The organism is Desulfovibrio desulfuricans DSM 642, from assembly GCF_000420465.1.
GTDB classification, from domain to species: domain Bacteria; phylum Desulfobacterota; class Desulfovibrionia; order Desulfovibrionales; family Desulfovibrionaceae; genus Desulfovibrio; species Desulfovibrio desulfuricans.
The window spans coordinates 1-24,758 of record NZ_ATUZ01000018.1 but is presented as its reverse complement, the minus strand read 5'-3'; the positions used below and the strand labels follow the sequence as shown (position 1 = coordinate 24,758).

The following is a 24,758-nucleotide window of genomic DNA, read 5'->3' as shown; positions in this document are numbered from 1 at the left end:
CCCCGAACCCCCTGTAGGGAACCACGGCCACCTCTGCTTTCCGGAGTTTACCATGCGCCAGATCAGCATCAATACTATCTGCACATTGTCCGTAACGGCAGCGGTTGTTGCCGTGATTACCGTGCTTGTCATCTACGTGTCCACCTCGTCCTACCGCATGGTTGCCGGTGTGCAGACCGAGGCCCTCAACGAAGCCAGCAAAACTGTGGCGCGTTCGGCTGAAATATACATCCAGCAGTCTGTGGATGTGGCCACCATTCTTTCCCGGCAGGAGCCAGTGCTGAAAGCATTTGCCGGTCAGCCCCAGGAAGCGCAGGAATTGTTGACAAGCTATGTCAAATCCTTGCCGGGGTATTGGTCATTTCTGCTTTTTGACCTCAAGGGGCGTATAGTTGCCGGGGTCAATTCTGACATGGGCGACCTGACCGGGGGCAACAGGGCTGATCGGGATTATGCCCGCCAGATATTCAGCGGCAAGGATGTGGCCCTGAGCGAAAGCGTCATGAAAGCCGCATCGGGCGATGTGTTGATCTACGTGGCGGCCAAAGCTGTGCGCGGCAAGGACGGCACTGTGCTCGGCGCTGTGGCCGTGTGCCCCCGCTGGACGGACTTTACGGAAAAGACCATTGACCCCATCCGGCTGGGGCGGCGCGGATACGGCTTTACCATCGACCAGAGCGGCCGTTTCATTTCCCACAGCATGGACAAAAAGCTGCTGCTTCAGGATTATTCGAAGGAAAAATTCATTCAGGACGCGCTCGCAAAGGGCAGCGGAACCTTCAGCTATGAATGGAAAGGCGAGGACAAGTTCATGTCAGTAGCCAAAGTTCCGGCTACAGGGTGGCTTGTGTGCATGAGCGCCTATGATTCCGAGCTTACAGCACCAGCGGCGGATCAGCGGTCAGTGCTGTACATGGTGGGCTTGGGCGCGGTTATTCTGCTGACGCTGGTGATACGCGTTGTGAACCGCAAGCTTGTGTTCGCTCCCCTGCAGCAACTCACAGATTTTACAGAAGCCGTGGCGCGGGGCGATTTCAAGGCTGTGCTCACAGGCAAATACCGTGCAGAGATGAAACGTTTTGCCGGGCACCTCTGCACCATGGTGGACGAGCTGAAAAAACGTCTTGGTTTTGCCCAGGGCGTGCTCAACGGCATTCCCACGCCATGCTACATCGTGGGCAGCGATTTCAAGGTGACCTGGCTGAATGAGCAGGTGTGCAGTTTGCTGGGCAAGCCGGATCCCAAGGATACGTATCTGGGCCAGCGCTCCGGGCTTTTCTCGAGGGGGGATGCCAACCATGAGACGCTGTCTGACCGGGCCATCAAGGAACGCAAGGCTCTGAACCGTGAGTTTGACTATACGACGCAGTCTGGAAAGCAATTGCGCGTTTCCGTGCAGACAACGCCATTTTTTGATCTGGACGGCGGCATGCTGGGTTCGATTACATTCTGGACGGATCTGACGGAAATTTACGGTCAGAAAACGCGCATTGAAGCGCAGAATGCGGCCATTGCCCAGACTGCCGTTGAGGTTTCGCAAGTGGCGGAAAATATCGCCACTGCCTCGCAACAGCTTTCGCAGCAGATCGCGCATTCGAGCGAGGGCGCTCGCGAGCAGAGTGGCCGCGTGAGCGACACCGCCAATGCCGTGGAAGAGATGAACGCCACAATCCTTGAGGTAGCCAGAAGCGCCTCTGCCACATCGGAAAGCGCCGAAAAGGCCAAGCTGAAGGCGCAGGATGGCGCCCGGCTGGTGGAGGAAGTCAGCGCCGCAGTGCAGAGCATCCGCAATGAAGCAGGGCATATGACCGACAGCATGCGCAGCCTGGGCGAGCAGGCGCAAGGCATCGGAGCCATCATGGGCGTTATTTCAGATATCGCCGATCAGACCAATCTTCTGGCGCTCAATGCAGCCATTGAGGCGGCGCGCGCTGGCGAGGCCGGGCGTGGTTTTGCCGTGGTGGCGGACGAAGTGCGCAAGCTGGCGGAAAAAACCGCCCACGCCACCACCGAGGTGCGCACGGCCATTGGCGGCATACAAAGCGGCACCAATACCGCTGCCGCGCAGATGGATGCCGCCGTGGAGCGCGTAACCCAGGCCACTGGCTTGGCCCAACGCTCTGGCGAGGCCCTGGCTGAAATTGTGGAAATGGTTGAATCTGCGGGGGATCAGGTGCGTTCCATTGCCACCGCCGCCGAGCAGCAGTCCGCCACATCTGAAGAGATTAACCGTGCCGTTAGTTCCATCAGCGTTATCGCAACTGAAACGGATGATGCCATGGCTCAGTCAACCGAGGCGGTCGAAGCCCTTGTGGCTCAGACCCAAAAGCTTGAACAGCTTATAGCGGCATTGCGCTCCAGTTAGCGCCGGGTATCGTGTTTTGCAAAAGCCCCTGTTGCCCGAAATTATCGGGCAACAGGGGCTTTTGTCTGTCTGGGCGAGCAGTGGAAAAGCTGACTATTAATTTGTCTGCATCTTGCGCCAGCTTTGCAGTTCAATGATGTTGCCCTCTGGGTCGCGCGCGTACACAAAAACAGCTTCCATGCCGTTTGGGTAAGCTGCAGTGACTACCTCGCCAACCTGCCCGCCGCCAGCGGCAACGATCTCTGCCAGGGTTGTTTCCACCTCATCCACTTCAAAAGCAATGTGCGCAAAGCCGGGGCGGTTGACCTCCGGCGGCAGCGCGTCGCGCAGGCTGTCGTAAGAAAAGACTTCAAGCGTTGGATGGCTGCCGTCATAGCCGGGCAGCAGCAGATGCTCGCCAGTAATGTGGGCCTTGGGCAAACCGGTGAGCCGGTCAAGCCACGGCCCTTGCAGATCACGCGTTTGCCCCATGCTCTTGCAATGCAGCGCCTGCTTGTAAAAGGCAATGAGTCTGACGGCATCTTTTGCAATGATATTTGTGTGCACATAGCGGAACATGGCGTCTCCTGGTGCGGTATATGGGGAATGGAAAGGCCAAAACGGCATGCAGGCACCATCTGCGGCAAGGCAGCGGCTCGTGAACTCTTGGGGGGGGATCCGATATGTATGCCATGCGTTCGGCACTATCAATGCCATCCTGCTGACAATTCAGATTTTTCAGACTTGAGGCTTCAGAAACCGGGGGATGTAAAAGACATGCTGTTGCGGTCTGGTACATGCTATTGATTGTCAGTATCTATAAATTCTGTATTATTGATAGTATGAGGCATATGTTTTTTGTGTGCTGCCAAGGGAGTTTCCTGTTTGTGACAGCATGAATATTCTATAAACATTATTGGCGGATACGTTATAATGACTGAATTGTTTTTGCATTTACTGTCAAAGCTCTTGCTATAGCCTGCATGGTTTAGTAAAAAAAGCTATCTTTGCTTTACTCTAACGCAAGAGTGTCAGTCATGGAAGCTATCTCTCTGAAAGAATTGGCTGTCCCTATCATAAAATCCATCGATAGCTGCAATTACCTTTTAAAGTCGCACCATAGGCGTACAGCCATCATTGCCTACCATATTGGCAAAAAAATGAATCTTGACTGTGATCAGCTCTTCAGGCTGATCATTGCAGCTGCTGTCCATGATGTTGGAGCCTTGTCTGTTCAGGAGCGCGATGCGCTCATTCAGGCTGATGTGCATAATCCAAGGCCGCACTGTGAAATGGGATACAGAATGCTGTCGTCATTCGGCCCGTTCAAGGACGTTGCCAGGATCATCAGGCATCATCATATCCACTATGATGCATCGCTGGATATGGAAGAAGGCGAGGTGCTGCTGGACAGTCACATACTTCACCTTGCGGACCGGGTTGACGTGCTGATCAATCCAGATGTTTTTGTGCTCAAGCAAAAAGCCTCGGTTATAGAAAAAATCAGGGCCAACGTTTCCACCACGTTTCATCCGGATGTTTTCGCTGCCTTTGTGCAGGCATCAGCGCCGGATATCTTCTGGATTGAAATCAATAATCTCGAGCTTGATCAGCTTTTCAGGTTGGTCGATTCGTCGATGAATTTTGATCTTACACTTGAAAATGTTATCGATTTTGCCTTGACCATTTCGCGCATCATTGACTTCCGTAGTCATTTTACAGCCTCACATTCCTACACGGTAGCCAATCTTGCCTGCGAACTAGGCAAAATATTTGGATTTTCCCGCGAGCGCTGCCTGAAGCTGAAGATCAGCGGCTATCTGCACGATATAGGTAAAATCGGAATCGACCCCGGCCTTATTGAAAAAGGAGGCCCCCTCACTGATGATGAATTCGATCAGGTCAAACTGCATACGTATTATACGGGGCAGATACTGAGCAGCCTCAGCATTTCTGAGTGGTTTTATGAAATTGTGCTCTGGGCCAAGAACCATCACGAAAAGGTCGATGGGTCCGGGTATCCGTATTCCCTGCAAGATGAGAATCTTGATGTGGGTTCAAAAATACTGGCGTTTTCAGATGTGATTGCAGCTTTGATGGAAGATCGCCCATATCGCAAGAGCCTGCCTATTGATACGGCCTTTGAGATAATCAGAAAAAGTATTTCTGCAAAAATTTCTGATCAAATGTTTGATGCCATAGAAGAGCACAAGGACGAAATAAATATCATCGTGTTGCAGTGTCAGCAGAACATCAGAAAACAATACAGGCCAGAGACGGTCAGTTAGCTGGCATTGCCAGTGCACTGCGCCGGGCCGCTCGGCTCTGCATTGCTTTCAGGCTATTCAGCGTATTTTTTTACGATGTCGTGAGCCAGTTCCGCATATGCCTGAGCTTTGAGGACAGCCACTTGTTGCTGGTCTGAAGATGCGCGTGTGTAGCGCGCACTGGCAGATGTATCCTGAATCGGCTTGGGTGAAAAAGCTTCCCACTGACCAGTCGCAACATCGATGAGAGCGATTTTCAGGCGGATTCGCATTTCCTGCGATTCATCTGGAATAATGCCGCCAACTATGGGAACCCAGGAAACCGCTTTCGTGCTCATATCTTTTTGCGCTGTTTCCAAAATTCCCCAATAGACCAGTATTTTTGCGCAATTGCCCTTTGCCGCAGCCAACCGTAAAGCTGCTGCATGACTGGTGTCGCCCTGGCCCGCAGGAATGCCGGAAAAGGCCGCAACCCGGTAATGCGCTTCCAATGCCTGGATCATGCTGTCATCCGGCATGATGGCCCCTGACTGGATAAGCATGACAGAGGAGCCTTTCGGCAGAGAAAACTGTTGCCTGTTTTCCAGCGCGCGCAGGATTTCTTCCTGCGAAACTGAAGCTGTAGGATTGATCCCCAAGACCTCGAATTCAGTCAACTCGCCTTTATAAAGGGAATGGTTTGCGTGCCGCAATCTGCCAGCTTCCGCCTGATACCCGGAATCAGAAATGGACCTGACGCCGCATCCTTGTAACGCGAGAACAGCAAGTAAAACTGAAATAGTCGCGGCATAACGTAGCGGCGCGTGCGTATTCATGATGTGTCCAATATATAAAGGATTGTCAGGCGTCTCGACGGGCATTACCTTGCCCAGCGCACAAATATTTGTAAAGTATGGTTCTGATAAAAGATGGTTCCGTGTCGGCTCGCAGGTGGGGGCTTTATCAGAAAGCAAGACGATCTATGCACCATTTGGTGTATTCATTGCACAGGGATGAACCAAGGGGCGAAAGTGAGGCTTGTGTTGCAATAGAAAGGGCGGCGTCGCGGCAATCCGCCCTTTGGGCTGTCCAATAGCCCCCTTGCTGTCGTAAAACGCCTCCCCAATGGGGAAGGCAGCCTAGGTGCTGAATCCGTTCATGACGTTGCGCACCGCGTACAGATACGCAAAGCCGTCTTTTTGATCCGGCTCCAGATGACAGCCCTCGCCCCATTCATTCCAGGCGTTGATAAAAACATATTGCAAGTTCTCTGGCAGATACGCGCGGGTGTGCTGCGCCATGGCACGCAGGGCGGCGGTGAACACATCCACTGAAGTGCGCTCAAAAGATAATCCGTGTCTGCCGCGCCGGGGTGTGTTGTCCCAACCGGGGAAGACGCAGCGCAGCCGTGTGTAGGCGGGGGTTTCTTTCAGCAGCATGTCTTGCACGGTGGCAACATAATCAAAACGGCGGGGTTCTTCCCCTGCAATGGAGAGCATGTTCATGGGGTTCAGGTTCGGGGCAAACTCCACCATCACGTCAAACCCCAGATTGGCGGGATGCTGCCCCACGTGACATTCCACGCCAGCCAGACAAAGTTCTGTGTGCCCCATGGCCCACGCCTCTTCGCGCCATATCTGGCTATACACAGACATCAGGGGATTGCGCTCCGGTGCAAAGACCAGCAGCAATGGTTTGCCGTCTATTCTGATATGGCGTGGATTGTCAAAATACTGCGCGAGATCGCGGATAATCTTTCTGGCGTTTCCCGGTGAATATTCCTGCGCGATGAACGGTTTTATCCTTTGGGGCTGGGTATTGTCGTACCAGCATTCGTGCGCCCAGCAGAGGCAAAATTCGTTCCGTATCAGGCGGCTTTTGTTGATGATGTGCAGCGGCGCATCCAAAAGCGTACGGCCAGCCATATTGTAGTAATAATAGCAGAACGCCGTAACGTTGTTATCCCAGGCGATGTGATGCTGCTTTGTCAGGATCTTTTCGTCAGTAAGATCATAGTAGCCCAGAATGCCGTGAGGAATATGCGGCTGGGCATGCCCATCATACAGAGGAACGGCCCTCCGGACGTTGCACCATTCCGTAAAATTTTTGCCGTAGATGTCATTTTCTGGAATGACATGAAACTGCGGCAGATAGAACGCGACAGCTTTTATCATATGTTGCCATTGCTGTTCATTGAGTATCATCAAAACCCGCCCATACTGTCTGAAAAACAAACGGTACAGGGGGCGGCCATCTGCTGATTGTAACGGTGCTTCTCTCTTCACAGAAACACGAAGAAGCCTGAAAGTCACTATGCGAAAGTGTGTTGTGGCGCACAAGAGGCTGGCAGTCGTGAAGATTACTCCACGGCAAACCCTTGCCCCAATACCGCCAGCCGCACTCGGTTAGTGAAGCTCCATGCCGTTGGTGTTACACCCGCGTGTCGCATAATGCTGTTTACAATCAGCCAGCCCTGTGTTGATGTAAGCACGCCGAAATGAGTGATTCCTCAACTGCGAGTGTCAGCAAGATGACTGATTTTATTGATATAAAAACATTAGTTGTTTGCTATGGTTTGTGCTGCTGTACCCAGCTTGTTGCCTTTATGCTCCAGTATCGGATCAACAAGGGCGGGCAGGGGATTCAGTGGTGGATAGTGGGCAGCGTGTTGATGGTTTTTGGATTTTTCATGAACTCGTTCAGAGATGTCGAGTCGCTAGCCAGTATTGCAATATTTATTTATACGGCTTCGTTTTTGCTTTGTTTTTTGTGCATATACATTGGGCTTGCGGAATTTGTGGAAAATAAAAAACTGTTGCGACCTGTGCTGATTATAGTAGGCGTGTCGCTGATTGTGTTGAGCTATCTGGCGTTTATTGAAGGCAGTATATTTTTACGGCGAACACTCCTTTCTTTCTCCTGTTCCATACTTTCGCTGTTTTCAGCCATAACAGTTGCAGGTGGCAACTGTAAGCATGCGCTGCCTGCCAGATTTTTAAAATACGTATTTATTTTTAATACGCTGTGGCTTTTTGTTTTCGCGGCTCTTCCATGGTGGGGTGGGCCGGGGATGGCCCTGTTTGCAAGCCCTTCTCCACTGGCGGCAACGTATTTTCTCCTTATGACCACCAGCACCTTCTGGACCATCGGGCTCATTATGCTGGTGAGCCAGAAGTTGTCCGACCAGCTGCGTTCTTCCAAGCAGTTTCTGGAGTCCACGCTCAACGGTCTTTCCGCCAATATCGCCCTCATCAACGCCGAAAGTGAGATTGTGCTGGTCAATCGGGCATGGCGCGACTTTGCTGTTGCGAATGGCATGTCGCAGGATTTTGTTTCCGAAGGGGTAAATTACCTGCGTGTCTGCGAAGGCGTGTGTGTTGATAATACGATGGAAGCCAATTCATTCGCTCAGGGCATACGGGATGTTCTTGACGGCAAGCTTGAGACGTTCTCCATGGAATATGGCTGCCATTCGCCAGAACAAAAGCGCTGGTTTCTGGGCAGGGTCAACCCTTTCTGCGGAGATGGCCCACGCATGGTTGTGGTGGCGCACGAAGACATTACGGAGCGAAAGCTTGCAGAGATCGCCCTCGCGGAATCCAATCACAAACTCGAGCTGATGACCAACGAGGACGGCCTGACAAAAATTTCCAACAGGCGGCATTTTGACGCCATGCTCGCCTATGAGCGCAATCGCCACATCCGCTCCGGGGCAACGCTTTCGCTCATCATGTTGGACATAGACTTTTTCAAAAATTACAATGACACGTATGGCCATGTGAAGGGTGATGAATGCCTTCAGGCTGTAGCTCGGGCTGTGGCGCAATGCCTTAACCGCCCCACAGATATGGCAGCGCGATATGGAGGAGAGGAATTTGTCTGCCTGCTGCCCGATACCGATATCCTTGGCGCAGTGAGCCTGGCCGAGCGCATACGCAAGGCTGTCATGCAGTGCGGGATTCCCCATGCGGCATCACAGGTAGCCAGCGTGGTGACGGTCAGTGTTGGGGTAGTGTCGTGCATCTGCAAGGAATACACTACACCAGAGCTGATTGTGCAGAGCGCGGATGAACAGCTCTATCTGGCAAAGCATGAAGGCCGTAACTGCGTTAAATTCCGGTCTGATGATGACGGGATGTATGCCCAGATGCACAACGGGAACAGCTTGGGACTGGAGGTGCTATGGAACAGCGAGTATGCTTCCGGCAATGCTGAGCTGGACGGGCAGCACATGGAGCTGGTTTCGATTGTGAACAGCCTGCTTGAACGTGTGCTCGCAGAGGGAGATGCTCTTGATCTCAATTCCCGTTTTAACGATGTGTATCATACTGTAGAAAAGCATTTTAATGACGAGGAAGCCGTGCTGCGCAGCAGTGGATACCCGGAGGTTGACGAACATGCGGCCCGGCACAGAGAATTGCTGCAAAAGTGCGCGGGTCTGCTCAAACAGAATGCGGAAACTCCAGCGCCCCCAGTGCAAATGCTGCAATGCATAATACACGACCTCGTGCTGAACCACATGGTCAAGGAAGACGGCAAATACTTCGCTTTTTTAAACGGGATTGAGACTACAACCAAGTAACGTGCGCAGCTTCGATAGCTCTGGGAAGCAGTCATGCTTGCTACACAGCGCCTCCGTGGCGGTCTTTCCAAGGGGGCAGGCTGTTGCGGGGGAATCAGTTGTCTGATTTTTGTTCAGGGCGATATTATAATGGTATATATGCGCGCGCCGCGCCACATTCGATCCTTTTCAGACGCAAAAACGGCGAGTTACCTATAACGGTGACTCGCCGTTTTATTAGCTCGTGTGGCGGTGAGAGAGGCTGATCCGTTGTCAAAGGCTATTGTTTAAATTGGCTAGCCGTTTGATTTGCAATAATGTTCATCAATAATGGAGTGCAACTAAGCAATTATCAAAGCAAGAAGAAGAAAGAGATTGGCAATTAAAGCAATCAGGACAGCCATGGAACCTTTGTCTTTTGCGGCTTTTACAAGTTTTGATTCCTGCGGATGAATTATATCGCAAATGTTTTCGATAGCTGAATTTAGTAACTCAGCTAAAAGCACAAGTGTAAAGCCTGTTGGTAGTAATATTTTTTTCCATAATGGCCATGGAACAAAAAAAAGAACAATTATTAAAACAAGTAAAACAAGGAGTTCTAGTCGAAAGGCTTCCTCATGGCGAAAGGTATCAGTAAATCCGTCGATGGAATATTTTGTAGCGGAGATAAGTCGCCGGCGTACTAATTCAATAAAATTTTTCATAATATTAAAGCCTGTATTTGATACGTCTTCTTGTTGGCTAGAGAAGAGGTCGAATGATTTTTTCAAGGTAGAAATGCATTTTGCTGCGAGTCAGGCCCTGAAGGTGAGAGCCATCAAAGGGGTGTTCTTCACCTTTGACGAAGGCAATGAACGGAATTTTCCCTGCGCCATCTCTGGAATACGAACGATGATCCCCCCATATTACCACTAACGTGCCAGCAGGGGCCTGTGTGATGTAGTTTCGTATGGCATCATCTGTCGATCTGCTGCATGAGTAAAAACCGTTATCATCTCCGGTAGTAAAATGCATTTGTGGGCACACGTCGCGCGGATTTTCAAAGGTGTGCATATTCATTGTAATTATGAATTGAAAAAAGTTTCCACTTTGAGGAATTTTGCTTAAAGCGAGCGGAAACATGTCTTGATCGGCAATTACTCCGTCTCCCCACATATGGCGCGGCGTAATTCCCTCGTGCTGCATTTCTTCGAGGCATAAGACGTGCTCAACGCCCTGGGCTGTATATGCAGGCCCCTGGTTCATATAAAAATAGGGCATTCCATGAAAAGCAAATGAGGGTGAAATTTTCTTTGATATCTCTGACAAAAGGGAGTTTTGAAATGTTTTGGTGAATGTATAGTGTATATAATTCGATGATGCAATATTTCCTGTGAAAATTTCAAAGTCAGAATTTGCAGATCCAAGCTTTTTTGCCCCGTCAATGGGAATGACAATCGCTGCCTTTTGCAGGTCGTGCAAAAAAGGCATCACATATTCATCCCCTACGGTAGCGTTGAGCAGGTCGTAGTCAAGACTTTCAACTTGGATAAAGATAATTTTCCCTGTTGCTTTTAAAACGGGTATCTCTTCAATGCCGTTGGGTGTATCCATAATTGGCTGAAGTTGCATGACCCTTGAGGTATATCCTGTGAAGAGTTCTATAAGATATGTGGCTAGATAGCCACGTTTGTGTAAAGATCGTCTTTCCGGTGGGTTCCAGTTTACAACTTCGCCAGGCTGAATTTTTTCATTTGGCCAGAATGCAGACAATGGCAGGGAAATAAAACTTATGGCATAAACTGAAAACAGTGCAATCAGGGAAATGATACCAATTTTCGTTCTTTTAACGTTCCAGTTAATCTTATGAACACAAATTAATTGGGTAATTAGGCATATTGAAAAAAATAAGGCCATATATACTTGAACGTATATGTAAATAGACAGTCCAAAATCAAGGGCATAATCCATGCCATTAAGAATAGCCGTTAGGGTAAGCGGCTCTTTTAGGGCTGAAGCTGCAGAAGTTAGTATGATGCTAGATATGCACTGCAATAAAAAAATAATTACACAAGTTTTTTTATTTGCAAAAGAAAGGACAGCAAGGCTTGCCAGAAAGTTGATGCCTATGATCGGGGCAGATGGGTGGATGCTCCAGATTTGGCAAAAAGTACTTATGCCTGCTGTGAGGGATACCAAGAAAAAGAATGGAATCCATTCTTTGATTGCGCGAATGTTCAAGCTTGCCTCCTGGTATATTGGCGAAATTCACTATATGCCAAGAACCAAGATGTCAACGGAGCCGTATGGCGTTGCCTTTATTTCGACCGGATGTCCCCCTAGCTTGGTTTTGGTGAGGCAGAACTATGTCTGAAGCTGCGCTACAGCAAGTTCAACGGTTGAGATTGTAGTATGGGTTTTCGTCCGATTAGTTTTACCGATTGCGCGTGTCCAGTGCGGTTGCTGCGCGGCAGCTCAAATATCTGTCGGTAAGGGCCGCCGTTGACTTGATCAAAATTCCCTACAAGTCTTCCAAAAGTATATACGGCGGTATGTACGTCAGTCCGCACCGACACCCTAAAAACTGACAGCAGGTGCAGCGCCGGCTGATTGGCTTCTCAGTAGCTTTAGGCCGTCAGGGGTCCGCCCGGCGATGTTTACTTGCGGATTGTGGCCCCCAACCTTGACCATCTGGCTGGGTTTATTGAAGTATTAGTTCAGTAGGTAGCAGCCCATAGGGATGGGCTGCGGTCGAAGGTCGGGTTTTACTGCGCCAGTAGAAATGGGCCATTGGCGGATGCCATTTGGCGATTGTCCATTGCTTAAGAGGCTCACCCCTAGGGGTGAGCCTCTTCGCATTTCATTCAAATAGAACGTTCAACGTGCATGTTTTTCAATTTTTTTTGTACATCATACTTCCTTTGATCCGGAAAGGCGGTGGAGCCTTCAACGTTTGAGGGGCATGCTTTTTTGTGCATTCATAGTCGTGCTTTGCGCTGGCTGTCAGGTTGGCAGCTCTCTTCGTCAAGTTGTTTTTTTGCAAAATAATCTTTCCGGGTGATAGCGGCACAAGAATAATCAGAGCAAAAGGTTGCTGAAATTTTGTGCCCCGCATCGATGTGAGATTTATTGTGAAACAAGGTTGTGGTGGGTTCCCTCGTCCGAAGCGAGTATGCGGTCATAGCGGCATGTTTGGTGTTGCCTTGAGCGTAAGGCAGGCACAGTCCAATGCGAGGCATGGTAAATGTGGCGTGTATTCTATTTATTTAAAAATATGTTTTCGGAGAATTATAATATACATGATTTAATATTAAAATTAATTTTAGCTTTTGATTTTTGTGATATTTTGGACAACTTTGAGCACTTGGAGAAGAGATGAGAGTTTCATTATTGCATGGTGACTTTTCACGCATACAAAATATGTATTGCATGTCACGGTTTGTTATGCTTTTTGTATCAGCAATTTTATTCACTATGAGCATATTACATAATAAAGCATATGCAGCATCTGTAACTTACAATAATAATTGGAATAGTTACTATTTGCTTGGAAATAGCGCGGCAGGCGGAAGCATTAGTTTTGGTGGAGTAAACACTCTTATTGATAAAGATGACAGTAACTATTCATCTGGAAATACGGTAACCGCCGTTAACGGAAATGTCGATTATGCCATATATGGCGGGTATTTTTATGGGACTATAAATAGTGACGCCGCATCCAACAGTAACAACGTTACAATTAATACATCATTTGCTGGCAAGAGTGGTCTAAATATTTATGGTGGGTACGCTGTCGCTACAGGTCTTGGTTCCATGACCGCCAATGAAAATACTGTAACACTCAATGGGGGAACGGCGGATCAAGTGTATGGAGGTTTTGCAGAAAGCACCACCGCCACTGCAAACAACAATATAGTAACTATGTCAGGTGGATCAGTAACAACAATATACGGTGGGTATGCCGATGTCGGGAGTTTGAGCGGCGTATACACCACAACGGCTTCCGGAAATGCCGTCAATATCAGCGGCGGAACTGTGGGGACAGTTTACGGTGGATTTGTCGATGCCCCCTCTGGAACAAAACAAGCTACAAATAATATTGTAACCATAAGCAGTTCGCATGGCCTGAGCAGTGCAAGCCTCTATGGGGGGTATCTTTCTGGAGGCGCCACTGGCGATGCTTTTACCGGCAACACCCTGAATATAAAGACCTCAGCCTTAACATTAGCCAATGTTTATAATTTCCAGCATCTTAACTTCTATTTGCCGTCCACGGTGTCAGCGGGTGATACTATGCTGACTGTGACGGGCACAGCAGATTTGACTGGCAACGCTGGTCGGTCTTCCTCCGTCAATGTTGGTATCAATGGCAGTACTTCTCCACTATTACCGGGGGACACGATTACGCTTATTAATGCAGGCACGCTGGTTACCAACAGCGGCCTTAATACGAAGGCTAGCGGCAAGGGCATGCAAGGGGTAACCCTGCTGTATAATTTTGACATTGCCACCAACGGTAACAAACTGCTTGCAACGGTAGCCACTAACAACGGGGTAACTGTGAATCAGCAGACCAAGGCCCTTTCAGAAGGCTTTGTCTCTGGCATGGGCATGGTAACGCAAGGTGCGGACGTAGCAGCCGGGCAGGGCATGAGCTCCGCCGTTTCTGCCGCCAAAGGCGGTTCCTCCGCTAAGGGCGGGTCAGCTGGTGGCGGGGCCACCCCTGCCGGGTTTGGCGCTGCATCCGGCGGTTCCGTTCGGTATAACACGGGTTCGCATGTGGACATGCGCAGCTATTCGCTGACGGCAGGTCTTGCCTGGGGTGCGGATATGGCGCCCGGTCGCCTGACATTCGGGCCTTTTTTTGAATACGGCAACGGTTCGTATAATACCTACAATTCATTCAGCAACGCAACCTCTGTCGAGGGCGACGGCAGCAACAGTTATCTTGGCGGCGGCATCCTTGGCCGCATGGATTTTATCAATACCGGCCCCGGCCATATATATGCTGAAGCCTCGGCCCGTGTGGGCAGCCTGCGCAACAAGTATGAAAGTTCCGACCTGCGCGATTCCACCGGGCGTAGCGCGGAATATGACTCTACATCCACGTATTATGGTTTGCACTTTGGAACCGGTTACGTATGGGACATCACGGAAAACGCCTCGCTCGACATGTACGGCAAATATTTCTGGACGCGGCAAAAAGGTGATTCCGTTACCCTTTCCACCGGCGACCCCATCGACTTCAAGGATGTGGATTCCAACCGTCTGCGCCTTGGTTCCCGCTTCAGCTACACGGTGAACGACTACATCAGCCCCTATGTGGGCGCGGCTTACGAACGCGAGTTTGACGGCAAGGCCCGCGCCAGCACCAACGGCTATGACATGAAGGCCCCTTCCATGCGCGGCGATACGGGGATAGGCGAGATTGGGTTTGTGTACACGCCATCCGCATCGTTGCCCTTGTCTTTTGATTTTGGGCTGCAGGGCTACATAGGCAAGCGCGAGGGCCTGACCGGCAGCTTGCAGGCCAAGTATGAATTTTAACTGCGGGCATGCTTAGCGCAACAGGCAAGCCTTGTTGGGCAGCCATAGAAACTGGTGAATATCGTACAGCCAATTGGATATTTCCCCACAGGCCACACAAAAGTATGTACGCCACCCGCGCTGCCCCCAATTTTTCCCCTTTATAGACGCAAAAACGGCGAGTTACCTTTAACAGTAACTCGCCGTTTTACTTGCGTATGTGGCGGAGAGGGAGAGATTTGAACTCTCGATACAGGTTTAAGCCCGTATACTCGCTTAGCAGGCGAGCTCCTTCGGCCGGCTCGGACACCTCTCCGCATGCATCAGGCCAGCAATTAAGCGAACCAGAATGCAGAAAAGCAAGCTAGCCTAGACGGCGGCACCTGTCAAGAATGTTCTGCCATCTATGAATAAAAGCGCATAACATGAGGGCGCGCGTCCTGCACAGCCACGCATTGACCGGGGGCGCAGCTTGGCGTAATTTTATGGACTTCCCATTAAATGGAACTATTGGAGCGCATTATGGCCCCCGAAAATGATACGACACCCGCCACTGTTGCTGAAAGCACCGCCGCTGGCGATACCGCAAAAGTCGGCCTGGATTTCATCCGCACCCGCATAACTGAAGACAACGCTTCGGGCCGTTTCGGCAATCGTGTGCACACGCGGTTTCCTCCCGAGCCGAACGGGTATCTGCATCTGGGGCATGCCAAGTCCATCTGCCTTAACTTTGGCGTTGCCAGGGAGTTTGGCGGGCTGTGCAACCTGCGCTTTGACGACACCAACCCCACCAAGGAAGAAACGGAATACGTTGATTCCATCCGTGAGGATGTGCGCTGGCTTGGCGGCGTGTGGGACGACCGCGAATTTTACGCTTCCGACTACTTCGAGAAGCTCTATGACTACGCCGAACAGCTCATCAAGATGGGCAAGGCCTATGTGGACGACCTCTCGGCAGAAGAAATCCGCGAATATCGCGGCACGCTGACCGAGCCCGGGCGCGAAAGCCCCTGGCGCAACCGGGGCGTGGACGAAAATCTTGATCTGTTCCGCCGCATGCGCGCGGGCGAATTTGGCGATGGTCAAAAGGTGCTGCGCGCCAAGATCGACATGACCTCGCCCAACGTGGTCATGCGCGATCCCACGCTGTACCGCATCCGCCATGCGGAGCACCATCGCACGGGCAACAAGTGGTGCATCTACCCCATGTACGACTATACCCATTGCCTGTCCGACTCCATCGAGGGTATTACCCACTCGCTCTGCACGCTGGAATTCATCAATAACCGCGAACTGTACGACTGGGTGCTCAAAACCCTCGGTGCGTACCGTCCGCAGCAGATCGAATTTGCGCGGCTCAATGTCACCTATACGGTACTCTCCAAGCGCAAGCTCATTCAGCTTGTGAAGGAAGGCCACGTTACAGGCTGGGACGATCCCCGCATGCCCACCCTGAGCGGTATGCGCCGCCGGGGCATTCCGCCCGAGGCCCTGCGCGAATTTTGCTCCCGTATTGGTCTGGCCCGCGCCGACTCCACCGTGGAATATTCCATGCTCGAATTCTGCGTGCGTGAATATCTCAACGAGCATACCCCGCGCGTTATGGCTGTGCTCGATCCGGTGAAGGTGGTTATTGAGAACTATCCCGTAGGCCAGGTGGAAGAGTTTGACATGCCCTACCACCCGGAAGATGCCTCTTATGGCAGCCGCAAGGTGCCGTTTTCGCGCGAGCTGTATATTGAGCGGGACGACTTCCGCCTTGAGCCGCCCAAGAAGTTCCACCGGCTGGCCCCGGGTGCGGAAGTACGCCTGCGCTACGCCTATTTTATCACCTGCCGCGAGGCCGTGCTGGACGATGCGGGCAACGTGGTTGAACTGCGCTGCGTGTACGACCCCGAAAGCAAGGGGGGGCAAAGCCCCGATGGCCGCAAGGTAAAGGGAACCATCCATTGGGTGTCGGCGGCACACGCCATCCCCGCAGAAGTGCGCCTGTACGACCAGCTTTTTGCGGTGGAAAACCCCAATGCCGCGCCCGAGGGCAAGACGTTTCTGGATAACCTTAATCCCGAATCGCTTACAAAGGTGGAGGCGCTGCTGGAACCGGCCCTGGCTACTTTCAAGGCTGGGGACAAGATGCAGTTCGAGCGCCTTGGCTACTACTGCAAGGACAAGGACAGCACCGATGCCAAGCCCGTGTTCAACCGCACAACCACGCTGCGAGACACTTGGGCCAAGCTGGAAAAGAAGGGCGCATAGCGGTTTTTTGAGCAAATATGGGCTTGATCGGCATTTTGTCGCAAGACGCGCTTGACAGTTGCTAAGGCTGTCGCTATATTCCGCGTCTCTACGGGTCGTTAACTCAGTAGGTAGAGTATCTGCCTTTTAAGCAGAGAGTCGCAGGTTCGATCCCCGCACGACCCACCATATATTTCAAGGGCTTATGGCTAACCGCCGTAAGCCCTTTTTGTTTTTCCCCACACCATTCCCCACACGGCTTATGAAAAATGGTGGGAATGGATAGTAAACAATGTATATGTACTACCACGCCATTAGAGGTTTACACGCACTGCAAACTACGCCTATCTTCCACACATGAGCAACAAGGAATACCTCCCTCCCATGCGGCCATGTACCAAGTGTGGCAAAATGCCTCAGCGTGAAACTTCAAGGCCGGATGGAAGAACCAACGATATTTACCGATATGCCTGTGAATGTGGCAATTGCCCCCTCCAGTGGTCTGTCAGTGACTCTGCTGCAATCCGGCTATGGAACGCATACGTTGCGACCTGACTCTCGCTTCGGTCAAAAATAAAAGCATATCAAGGGCAGGAAGCGGATATAGCCCGCTTTCCCGCCCAAGAATCAACTTTTTTACATGCCTTTCCTTTCAGGCAAGGCCAGCCTTTCCGGCTCCCCCACGGTATCGCGGCTGCCGTTTCTTCGGCCTTCCAGTTCCACAGAAATTGCCGCCGCAGTGAATACTCCTGCGATGCCAGCCAGTATGCCGCCTATGAACGTCCATTTACCTCTCATGTTTTACTCCTTTTATTCATATGAAATGACAGAAGGCGGGGAAAGCCCGCCCTCTGTATGCCAGCTTTAGTGGACTAGTCGTCCCAGTTGTCTTTGATCACCTGCAATACAGCGATGGCTACTGGTATCCATGCCAGTGGGTTCATACGCCCTCCTTCATTTTTAGCAGCGCGGGATGCGCCGTTTTTTGTTAGACGTAAAGAAACGGAATAACCCCGTTCGATACCAAGGCCTGAAATCAAGGGGAACCATCATACCGCACCGCCTTTGAGCAAGGCGACCTGCAGCATGGTAAACATGGCAGGCACCAGGTCGGGCAGATCGTTGACCACCCTGCTGGTGTGCGGCAGCAGATGCGTGATGTGTTCATCCCGAATGCCAAGGCCATAGACTTCAAAGCCAAGTTGTTGGGCCACCCCTATGGCATTGTTTGCAGCCAATGGGTTGTCCGGCATGCCGTCAGTGATAACCAGAATCATCTTGCGTTGCTCTTTGAGGGGCAGCATGGTTTGCAAAACCCACCACAAGGCCCCAGCCAAGGGGGTTCCGCCAGAAGCCCGAATGTCGAACCTATCTGGCAACGGCTGCCCATGCCGCATGATTGGGAATACAGAATTGGTCACCGAGACTGCGGGAAAGACCGTCACTGCCGAATTCACGCCACGAATATGGCTCAGCGATGTTGCCACGGCATAGCAGGCCCGATTGGCAAGATTAATCGGTGCGCCAGCCATGCTGCCGCTTACATCCAGCAGGATATGAACAGCGGTGTTAACGCCTTGATGCCCTGACTCTTTTTGGAAAACACGAGCATTGCCAACCTGCAGACGGTGTAGCGAATTGGCATGCAGATTCCCTCTACGCCCGATGCTGCAACGCCTTTGCGTTTGTGCCTGCAGAAAGCCCTGTAGGCGAGTACGCAGCGCAATGCTGGCCTGAAGGGCTTGCAGCTTCTGTTCTGCTGGCAAGGGGGTTGCATGTCGGGTGCCTTCCACGGCCACGGTCAGTGCGTCACCAGCGGATTCTGCGCTGCTATTGGCAAGCTCAATCGCCATGATTTCGCCGAGTTGCTTGGGGAGATCCTGCGCCTCTGCATGAAACAAGGCCTTGAGCGGTAAAGCACTCGACAGTTGGACCGGTTCAGATTGCTGGTTGATTTGTGTGGCAGAATCGTTGTCCTCCCCTGTCGCCCTAGGTGTAGCTCCCTGGTCGTTCGTACTCGCGCGTTTGCTAGTTGAATCCTGTCGAGGTGGTTCCCACTGCCTGACGCATATGGCAATTTGTCGAGCATATTCGACTGCTGCCGCAGTATCCGGGCAATGGATGTAAACCTTGACCAAGATGGCATCCAGAGCCCCTAGCAAGCCGGGGAAGTGCTGCTCCACGATGCTTGCCGCGTGTTGCCGTGCCGGGGTCACCTCATCCACATCCCAGGCTCGCACTGTCAACAGCACATAGTCCAAAACAGCAAGGGCCGGGGAATCATCCCCGGCCCTTGGCTGCGCTTGCTCTACAAAAAATCGTCGTATCAGCCAGTTCAGATTTCTCCTGCAGCCAGGGAAAATGCCTGACAGCATTTTTTCAACACGCCAATCTTCAAGACAGTTGAACAAATTGAAGGTTACTGGATCAAGGTTTGCAGCTTTCAGCACGCTAAAATCTGTGTGCCGTATATGAGCCGCCTCATGGTCTGTAAACCCCTTGGCGAGTGCCAGCAATTCCGGCTCACAATCCATGGGCAACGATGGCAGATGGATAACTTTACCGTTGGTGCAGGCTTCCTTGCCGCCAATACGTACCTGCACGCCATAGCGGTCGCCAAGGATGGACGCCAGCAGGGGCAGACAGTTGAGAACGTCTTTTGTGCGTACCATGGCGTCACCACAGACCAAGGCTGGGGATGGCAGGATGCGGCAAAGCGCTGTCAGCCACGGGAATCTTAGGCAGGATGGGTTCATCGTCCATATTCCCATCCATGGAGCCATCCATCTGTCCAGCAAGGCCGTCCGGCTCGTGGATAACGTCCGGACCAGCCAACAGGGCATCCAGCACAAATGCCGGGCTGTAGCCCTCAATTACTTTCTGAGCGTGGCCCACAAGAGTCGTACTGTCCTTGAGCAGGCAGACCAGCCCTTGCAAAAGCAGCAGGTCTGTACCCGTGATGTTGCCCTTCTTGGGCATGCGCAACAGTGCAGCCTGCACGATGTCAGCTACCGGGGCCACATGTGGCTCTACAAATGACAAGCCCGTGAGCTTGGCATGCAGGGTGCGCAGCGGCGAGAGCGCCTTGTGGGTTACCTCCGTTTTGCCATGATAAACCCTGCGCCATATATCGTCAGCCGACTTGGCCACCTCATCAAACAGGGTGCCGCCGAGGCCCTGCACCTCTTCCGCCAGACCAGCTTCCAGCACAGCGGTGTTGTCTGTGTGCTGTTCAAGCGGGGCCACCTTGTACAGCTGCCAGCGAAAATCCATGCGGGCGCGTACATAGTCAGGCCCCACAAGGGAGTTACGAATGATTTCGCCCCACTGATGGTGCTTCTCAATCCATGCCTGCACATTTTGGTCATAGTCAGCCAGAAATGCTTCCTTTTCTTTCTGGAATTCAATGCGGATGTTAAGCAGCTCCTGCACGATTTCGCCGGCTTTTTCTTCGGGGATAGCCCAGCCAGACATGAACCGTACCCCGTGCCGGTCAAGGTAGTTGAAAGCGCGAGCCTTGAGTGTGCCGAATACTTTGAGGTTCTCCGGGTCGGCAATGCGCTTTGAGCCCAGAGAAGCCAGATCTTCGGGGGGCAGTTCCGCACCCCCCAGGTCTTCCTGGCTCATTTTGCGCCGGGCTGACCATAAGCTGACGTTGAGGTTGAGGGCCAACAAATTGTCCAAAATGCGGATGTCAGAAACAAGTTGTGTCATAGTAGCCTCCTAGAACAAGCTTTTTGTTGTATTGAGGGAGTAGCCTTCATTGAGTTTCTTTGCTGCGCGGGCTTCAAGTTCCATCACGGAATTTTTGCCCTCACAGTTTTCGGCGGGAATAAAATGCTGCTGGCCAACGGTGTCCGGCTTGCCCCACTTCAGCGTGAGCCCAGCAGGGCTAGCCTCGCCGATCCAGAACTTGCCGTCCTGCTTTTTGCCGGAAAGATTGTGGATTACCTGAAGATGAACGAGGGTCTTGGTCACTGTCGGTGTGTGGTGCAGATGGCCACGCATGAAGCGTAGGGCTTGCTCGCCTTGCAGGGTTTCTGCTTCAGGCCTTTCTTTTTTGGGGGCCTCACCTTCCATCTGCTGCGGGAACATACGCTGAGCCAGCTCGTGCAGCATGGCGCGTGTTTCACGGCTTGCACGGTAGGCCAGAGCCCGGTCGAGGGCGTAGGTTACAGGCTGCACGCCTTGATGGGCCAGAGGCTGAAAGCGAACGGTCAGATCACCCCATCGCAGCAAACTGCGAGTGGAGAATGTAACTTCAATGGCGTTGGTCAGATTGCTGGTCGTAGCCTCCCCCATGAAGAGTTTTCGAACCTCATTGGCATAGTCCACCATGGTGGCGCACAGCGATTCGGGCAGCGATGGGAAGCGCCGGGCAAGCAGGCTTTTTTCCACATCGGCAGATGGGTAGCCAACTTCGCAGATTGTGAAGCGGTCCAGCCATGCAAGGTTCTGCCGTTGGGTGCCCTGATAAAGGCCGGTGTCATCGCCACCGCCATTGGTATTGGCCGTGGCAACCAGACGGAACATGGAGTGCGGCGCAATCAGTTCGCCGCCGTTTTCCGCTATGCACAGGGGGGAGCCGTCCAATACGCTATTCAGGCCTGCTGCTATTTCTGGCGAGGTTAGGTCGATTTCGTTCAGCAAAATTATCGCCCCGTAACGCATGGCAAGCGCAAGCGGGCCGTACTCGAAGGTCATGTTGTTATTTTTGACTGTCAGGTGACCAACCAGGTCGGCAAATTCCAGCCGCCCGTGTCCGGTAACCTCAAAGATGGGATAGTTAAGTCTGGCAGCCAGCTGCTTGATGCAGCTGGTTTTGCCGCAACCAGTGGGGCCGAAGACGTACAACGGTTCCTGTGGGTTGAGAAACCAGACCACAACGTCACGGCTGGACTCATGGAAAAGATAGTCGTGGTCAATGGACGGGGTGTAGGCCGAAGGAACGGCGTAGCCCCTGACCGTGGTGCCGGATGGTTTGCCGCTGAAGACCTGACCGGCATCAAGATCCGTGGGCTGCAGCTTACAAAGGTCGTTGATATTATTCATGCATGGCTCCTTAAAACGAAAACTGCCCCAGGGTGGGGCGGTTTTGGCGAACGGGATAAAAGTGAGGGGATGGTCATGAGCGCCCTATTTTTCAGTTTATGGGCGAAATGCTCAATTTTTCGAAAGGTGAGCCGGTGCGCTCGCAACGGGCCAGCAAGGTATCCACGTCGATGCCGCCCATGTGCTCAGCATTAAGAATCTCGGTCAACTCCTCCCGCAGAGCATCCTTGTCCAACGTGGTACGCCCTGCTGCCACTGACATACGGAAGCGGTAGTTTCCCGTGTCTACCCAATCCCGTGAGCCAGCCTGGCGGTGGACCAGCTTAAGCACAGTCTCCATTTCTCTGATTTCATTATCTAAAAACGTGCGTTGATCCTTAAGGTCCGCCAGTTTTTCAAGCGTCGGTTCCCATTGCGGCATTTGCATGCCCTGTGGGAATTTGGGGCAGGCGCTGTTGTGCTCGCAGTACGAGCACAACGGGTAAAAGCCCTGAGCGCAATCCACCTGTGCCAGGGTTATGTGTCCGGCGCGGAAATCTGTAAGTTCTCCCCAAAGCTGCGCCGCATGGTCAAGGGCAGTATCCAGCATGGCCTGATTGAAGCCATAGGGGCCGAACGCTTTAACCTCTTTCATGGAAAGGCACAGCAACCATGCTTCTATGCTTGTCTTGGCAGCAGTTGAAGGCATCTCAAGACCAAGCTGGGCACGGCAAAGTTGAGGGAAGGTCATCTTCTCATGCAGAAGCGTGCCGTCCTCAGCACGGAGGCTGAAGGTGGGCTTGTTCCATGCTTTTGTTAGAAGACCGATTTGGCCATGCAGTTGCAGAAGATGGGCATCGTGTGGAGTGTTGGGCAGTTTGTCTGTGCTTTTAACTTCCAGAATGCGTATGGCATTGACGGGTGCGCCCCATACCAGCACGAAATCAAGATGGGCTTTAATCGGCACGCCCTGATGCTGCCAGTTAATCTCAAGCTGCGGCAAAATATGCAGGCCCAACGATGTCAGTGCCTGCCCAACCCCAGATTCAAACCAGTGCCCGCGCTGTAGCGTGAGCAGACGCTCCAGGCTGTTTGTGGTGGGCAGCACTTTTCTGGCCAGTGCAGCCCGTGGGCATTCCCAGTGCTGGCCAATGTCACTCATTCCCACATAGCTGGAGCGGTCGCCTAGGTGCGCAAGTGTGTCTTTGTGGGCGACGGTTTGCAGGCCCTGTCTGATTAGCGCCTTCAATCCTTCCGTGCGGTCTATCTGTTCCATGGGTTAGTCTCCATAAAAGCGAGAGGGCCGCCATCAGGCAGCCCTCTCACTCGGTACTTTTATTTTTTCTATGCGGCGTCAACATACTTCCACCACAATTTTCTCTGCGGGTTCCAACGGAAGCCCGAACCGGTCAGCAATTCCTTTTTGGCCTGCGTGTTGCCGGTGGCAATGATGCAGGGACGCCCATCCTGAGCGGTAACTTGTTGGTAGGTGACGCCTTCCAGCGGTGGAAGATTTTCAAGGCTTGCTGAGGGGCGATTTGAGGAGTTTGAAATGTTGTTTGCTGTGGATGGGTCGCGATGACGCGCTTTTTGTGATTCAGGGGTAATTACGGGCAATTTGGGCCGTGTAGGCGATTTTTTGCCATTTTTAGCCCCTTCTCCATCGTCATCTTCAGTTACCATGCCCAACATGGCAGTTAGAGCGTAGCGGCGGGCATAGGTAATTGCCGATCCCATGCCCTGCGGATCGGCCTTAGGTAGAGGAACCACTGCAAGAGAGCTTTGCCACTGCCCTGACTCTGCATGCGTCAGTTTGGTGACCAGCCCTATGGTGTTGGGCTGTTCAACAGGCACAGGGTACTGGCACAACCAGATGCCGTTTTCGATGAGCGCATCGCGGCAGGCGTCCATGACACTGTTGAGGCTGGCGTACCAGCTTTTTGTGAAGGGGTTTTCAGCATCTTTTGTAACAGGTTGCACGGTTCGCTGTACGCAGAGCAGGGTCTTAGCCAAATCAGTAATACTTGCTGATTGGTATTGGTTCATATGAACATCCTCCTTCGATAGCAAATGATAAAGCCCCGCCCAGCATAGTGCTGGCAGGGCTATTAGTGGGTTCAGAATCACAAATCTAGTCTGTTCAAAAAATAATATATCGCTGATAATTATTGATACGCAGCATGCTGGATCTGCGCGGATAATGGCCGTTATAATGTCACAAGACATTTATTTGAAGGCCTCATGACTAATTTTGAGGGACATTTTTTCTGTTGAGCCCCCTGGGGCCTGCCTGCAAAGCCAGCTGCAATCTGCTCCTTGGCCTACTGCTTCCACTGGGAAATCTGATTTGGATGCACGCCATACTTACTGGCAAGCTTAGACAATGTTCGCACCCCGGGCAGGCCATCAAGGGCGACGCGAGTCTTGAGTTCTGCGGGGAAAGTCCTCCTCGACCTGGACATAAAAATCCTCCTTTGATTTTTTACGTCCACCTTAGCTCACAGTCCAGTTTTCCGAACCCACTTTGGGTCAGGGGGCCATGACCTGCCCCCAAAAAACTGGTCCGCCTAAAAAGTTAGTATAAGGTGGAGCCATGGAGGGCATCAAATGGGTCGCAAAGCATTTACTCCAGAGCAAATCATTTTCAAGCTTCGCGAGGTTGAAGTTCTTGTGGGACAAGGCGAAAGTATTGCCCTGGCTTGCCGCAAAATTGCTGTAACCGAGCAAACGTATTATCGATGGCGCAAGGAATATGGAGGCATGGGGACTGAGCAGCTCAAGCGATTGAAAGAACTAGAAAAGGAAAACGCTAGGCTGCGACGAGCCGTCGCTGATT

17 protein-coding genes, 2 tRNA genes and 1 pseudogene are annotated in these 24,758 nt (G+C 52.0%); 7 read left to right on the top strand and 13 right to left on the bottom strand.

Going from position 1 to position 24,758, the window contains the following annotated elements:
- The first annotated feature begins 52 nt into the window (after window positions 1–52).
- On the top strand, window positions 53–2,365 hold the full coding sequence (locus tag G449_RS0113565) for a methyl-accepting chemotaxis protein (protein ID WP_022659861.1): 2,313 nt from the start codon (window positions 53–55) through the stop codon (window positions 2,363–2,365).
- Between the two features lie 96 nt (window positions 2,366–2,461).
- On the opposite strand, the gene G449_RS0113560 is transcribed toward G449_RS0113565, so the two are convergent.
- Entirely contained in the window at window positions 2,462–2,923 is a 462-nt protein-coding gene (locus G449_RS0113560; protein ID WP_022659860.1) for a VOC family protein, read from the bottom strand.
- Window positions 2,924–3,381: 458 nt separating this feature from the next.
- Here G449_RS0113560 and G449_RS0113555 point away from each other — a divergent pair, with 458 nt between their 5' ends.
- Window positions 3,382–4,632, top strand: coding sequence for an HD-GYP domain-containing protein (locus G449_RS0113555; protein WP_027181013.1), 1,251 nt, complete (start codon window positions 3,382–3,384; stop codon window positions 4,630–4,632).
- Window positions 4,633–4,685: 53 nt separating this feature from the next.
- Here G449_RS0113555 and G449_RS0113550 read toward each other — a convergent pair whose 3' ends face one another.
- The gene (locus tag G449_RS0113550) at window positions 4,686–5,426 is read right to left on the bottom strand and encodes a lipoprotein YafT (protein ID WP_027181012.1); all 741 of its coding nucleotides are present in this window, start codon (window positions 5,424–5,426) and stop codon (window positions 4,686–4,688) included.
- 303 nt (window positions 5,427–5,729) lie between these two features.
- Window positions 5,730–6,764 (bottom strand): glycosyltransferase WbsX family protein, encoded by a 1,035-nt coding sequence (locus G449_RS0113545; protein ID WP_022659856.1) that lies wholly within the window; start codon window positions 6,762–6,764, stop codon window positions 5,730–5,732.
- An 896-nt stretch (window positions 6,765–7,660) separates the two neighbouring features.
- Here G449_RS0113545 and G449_RS17895 point away from each other — a divergent pair.
- The gene (locus G449_RS17895; protein WP_159060481.1) at window positions 7,661–9,172 is read left to right on the top strand and encodes a diguanylate cyclase; all 1,512 of its coding nucleotides are present in this window, start codon (window positions 7,661–7,663) and stop codon (window positions 9,170–9,172) included.
- Window positions 9,173–9,492: 320 nt separating this feature from the next.
- Here the strand turns inward: G449_RS17895 and G449_RS0113535 are convergent, their stop codons facing one another.
- Together G449_RS0113535 and G449_RS18500 are read right to left on the bottom strand one after the other, a co-directional pair.
- Entirely contained in the window at window positions 9,493–9,855 is a 363-nt protein-coding gene (locus G449_RS0113535; protein WP_034605760.1) for a diacylglycerol kinase, read from the bottom strand.
- A 37-nt stretch (window positions 9,856–9,892) separates the two neighbouring features.
- Window positions 9,893–11,371 (bottom strand): sulfatase-like hydrolase/transferase, encoded by a 1,479-nt coding sequence (locus tag G449_RS18500; RefSeq protein ID WP_159060480.1) that lies wholly within the window; start codon window positions 11,369–11,371, stop codon window positions 9,893–9,895.
- A 2,229-nt stretch (window positions 11,372–13,600) separates the two neighbouring features.
- Between G449_RS18500 and G449_RS18670 the strand changes: the two genes are divergently transcribed.
- Entirely contained in the window at window positions 13,601–14,677 is a 1,077-nt protein-coding gene (locus G449_RS18670) for an autotransporter outer membrane beta-barrel domain-containing protein (protein ID WP_245559878.1), read from the top strand.
- A gap of 200 nt (window positions 14,678–14,877) precedes the next feature.
- On the opposite strand, the gene G449_RS0113510 is transcribed toward G449_RS18670, so the two are convergent.
- A tRNA-Ser gene (locus tag G449_RS0113510) sits at window positions 14,878–14,972 on the bottom strand.
- A 206-nt stretch (window positions 14,973–15,178) separates the two neighbouring features.
- Here G449_RS0113510 and G449_RS0113505 point away from each other — a divergent pair.
- Together G449_RS0113505 and G449_RS0113500 are read left to right on the top strand one after the other, a co-directional pair.
- The gene (locus tag G449_RS0113505) at window positions 15,179–16,912 is read left to right on the top strand and encodes a glutamine--tRNA ligase/YqeY domain fusion protein (protein WP_027181010.1); all 1,734 of its coding nucleotides are present in this window, start codon (window positions 15,179–15,181) and stop codon (window positions 16,910–16,912) included.
- A 92-nt stretch (window positions 16,913–17,004) separates the two neighbouring features.
- Window positions 17,005–17,080 (top strand) — tRNA-Lys (locus G449_RS0113500).
- 447 nt (window positions 17,081–17,527) lie between these two features.
- Here the strand turns inward: G449_RS0113500 and G449_RS18495 are convergent.
- The 7 genes and pseudogenes from G449_RS18495 to G449_RS18795 form a co-directional block, all read right to left on the bottom strand.
- Window positions 17,528–17,689, bottom strand: a complete 162-nt coding sequence (locus G449_RS18495) for a hypothetical protein (RefSeq protein ID WP_022659849.1) — start codon at window positions 17,687–17,689, stop codon at window positions 17,528–17,530.
- A 251-nt stretch (window positions 17,690–17,940) separates the two neighbouring features.
- Window positions 17,941–19,563, bottom strand: a complete 1,623-nt coding sequence (locus G449_RS0113490) for a VWA domain-containing protein (RefSeq protein WP_022659848.1) — start codon at window positions 19,561–19,563, stop codon at window positions 17,941–17,943.
- A gap of 4 nt (window positions 19,564–19,567) precedes the next feature.
- Window positions 19,568–20,605 (bottom strand): DUF3150 domain-containing protein, encoded by a 1,038-nt coding sequence (locus G449_RS0113485; RefSeq protein ID WP_022659847.1) that lies wholly within the window; start codon window positions 20,603–20,605, stop codon window positions 19,568–19,570.
- Between the two features lie 372 nt (window positions 20,606–20,977).
- A pseudogene (locus tag G449_RS17200) lies at window positions 20,978–21,943 on the bottom strand (AAA family ATPase); the annotation flags it as partial.
- 91 nt (window positions 21,944–22,034) lie between these two features.
- Complete coding sequence (locus G449_RS0113475; protein WP_022659845.1) at window positions 22,035–23,198, bottom strand: hypothetical protein; 1,164 nt, start codon at window positions 23,196–23,198, stop codon at window positions 22,035–22,037.
- A gap of 68 nt (window positions 23,199–23,266) precedes the next feature.
- Complete coding sequence (locus tag G449_RS0113470) at window positions 23,267–23,968, bottom strand: ERF family protein (RefSeq protein ID WP_022659844.1); 702 nt, start codon at window positions 23,966–23,968, stop codon at window positions 23,267–23,269.
- Window positions 23,969–24,243: 275 nt separating this feature from the next.
- Window positions 24,244–24,384 carry a transposase gene (locus tag G449_RS18795; protein WP_081640575.1) on the bottom strand — a complete coding sequence of 47 codons (141 nt, stop codon included), beginning with the start codon at window positions 24,382–24,384 and terminating at the stop codon, window positions 24,244–24,246.
- Between the two features lie 145 nt (window positions 24,385–24,529).
- On the opposite strand from G449_RS18795, the gene G449_RS0113460 reads away from it, so the two are divergent.
- Window positions 24,530–24,758: transposase (locus G449_RS0113460; RefSeq protein ID WP_022659843.1), on the top strand; the 229-nt coding region annotated here is incomplete at its 3' end.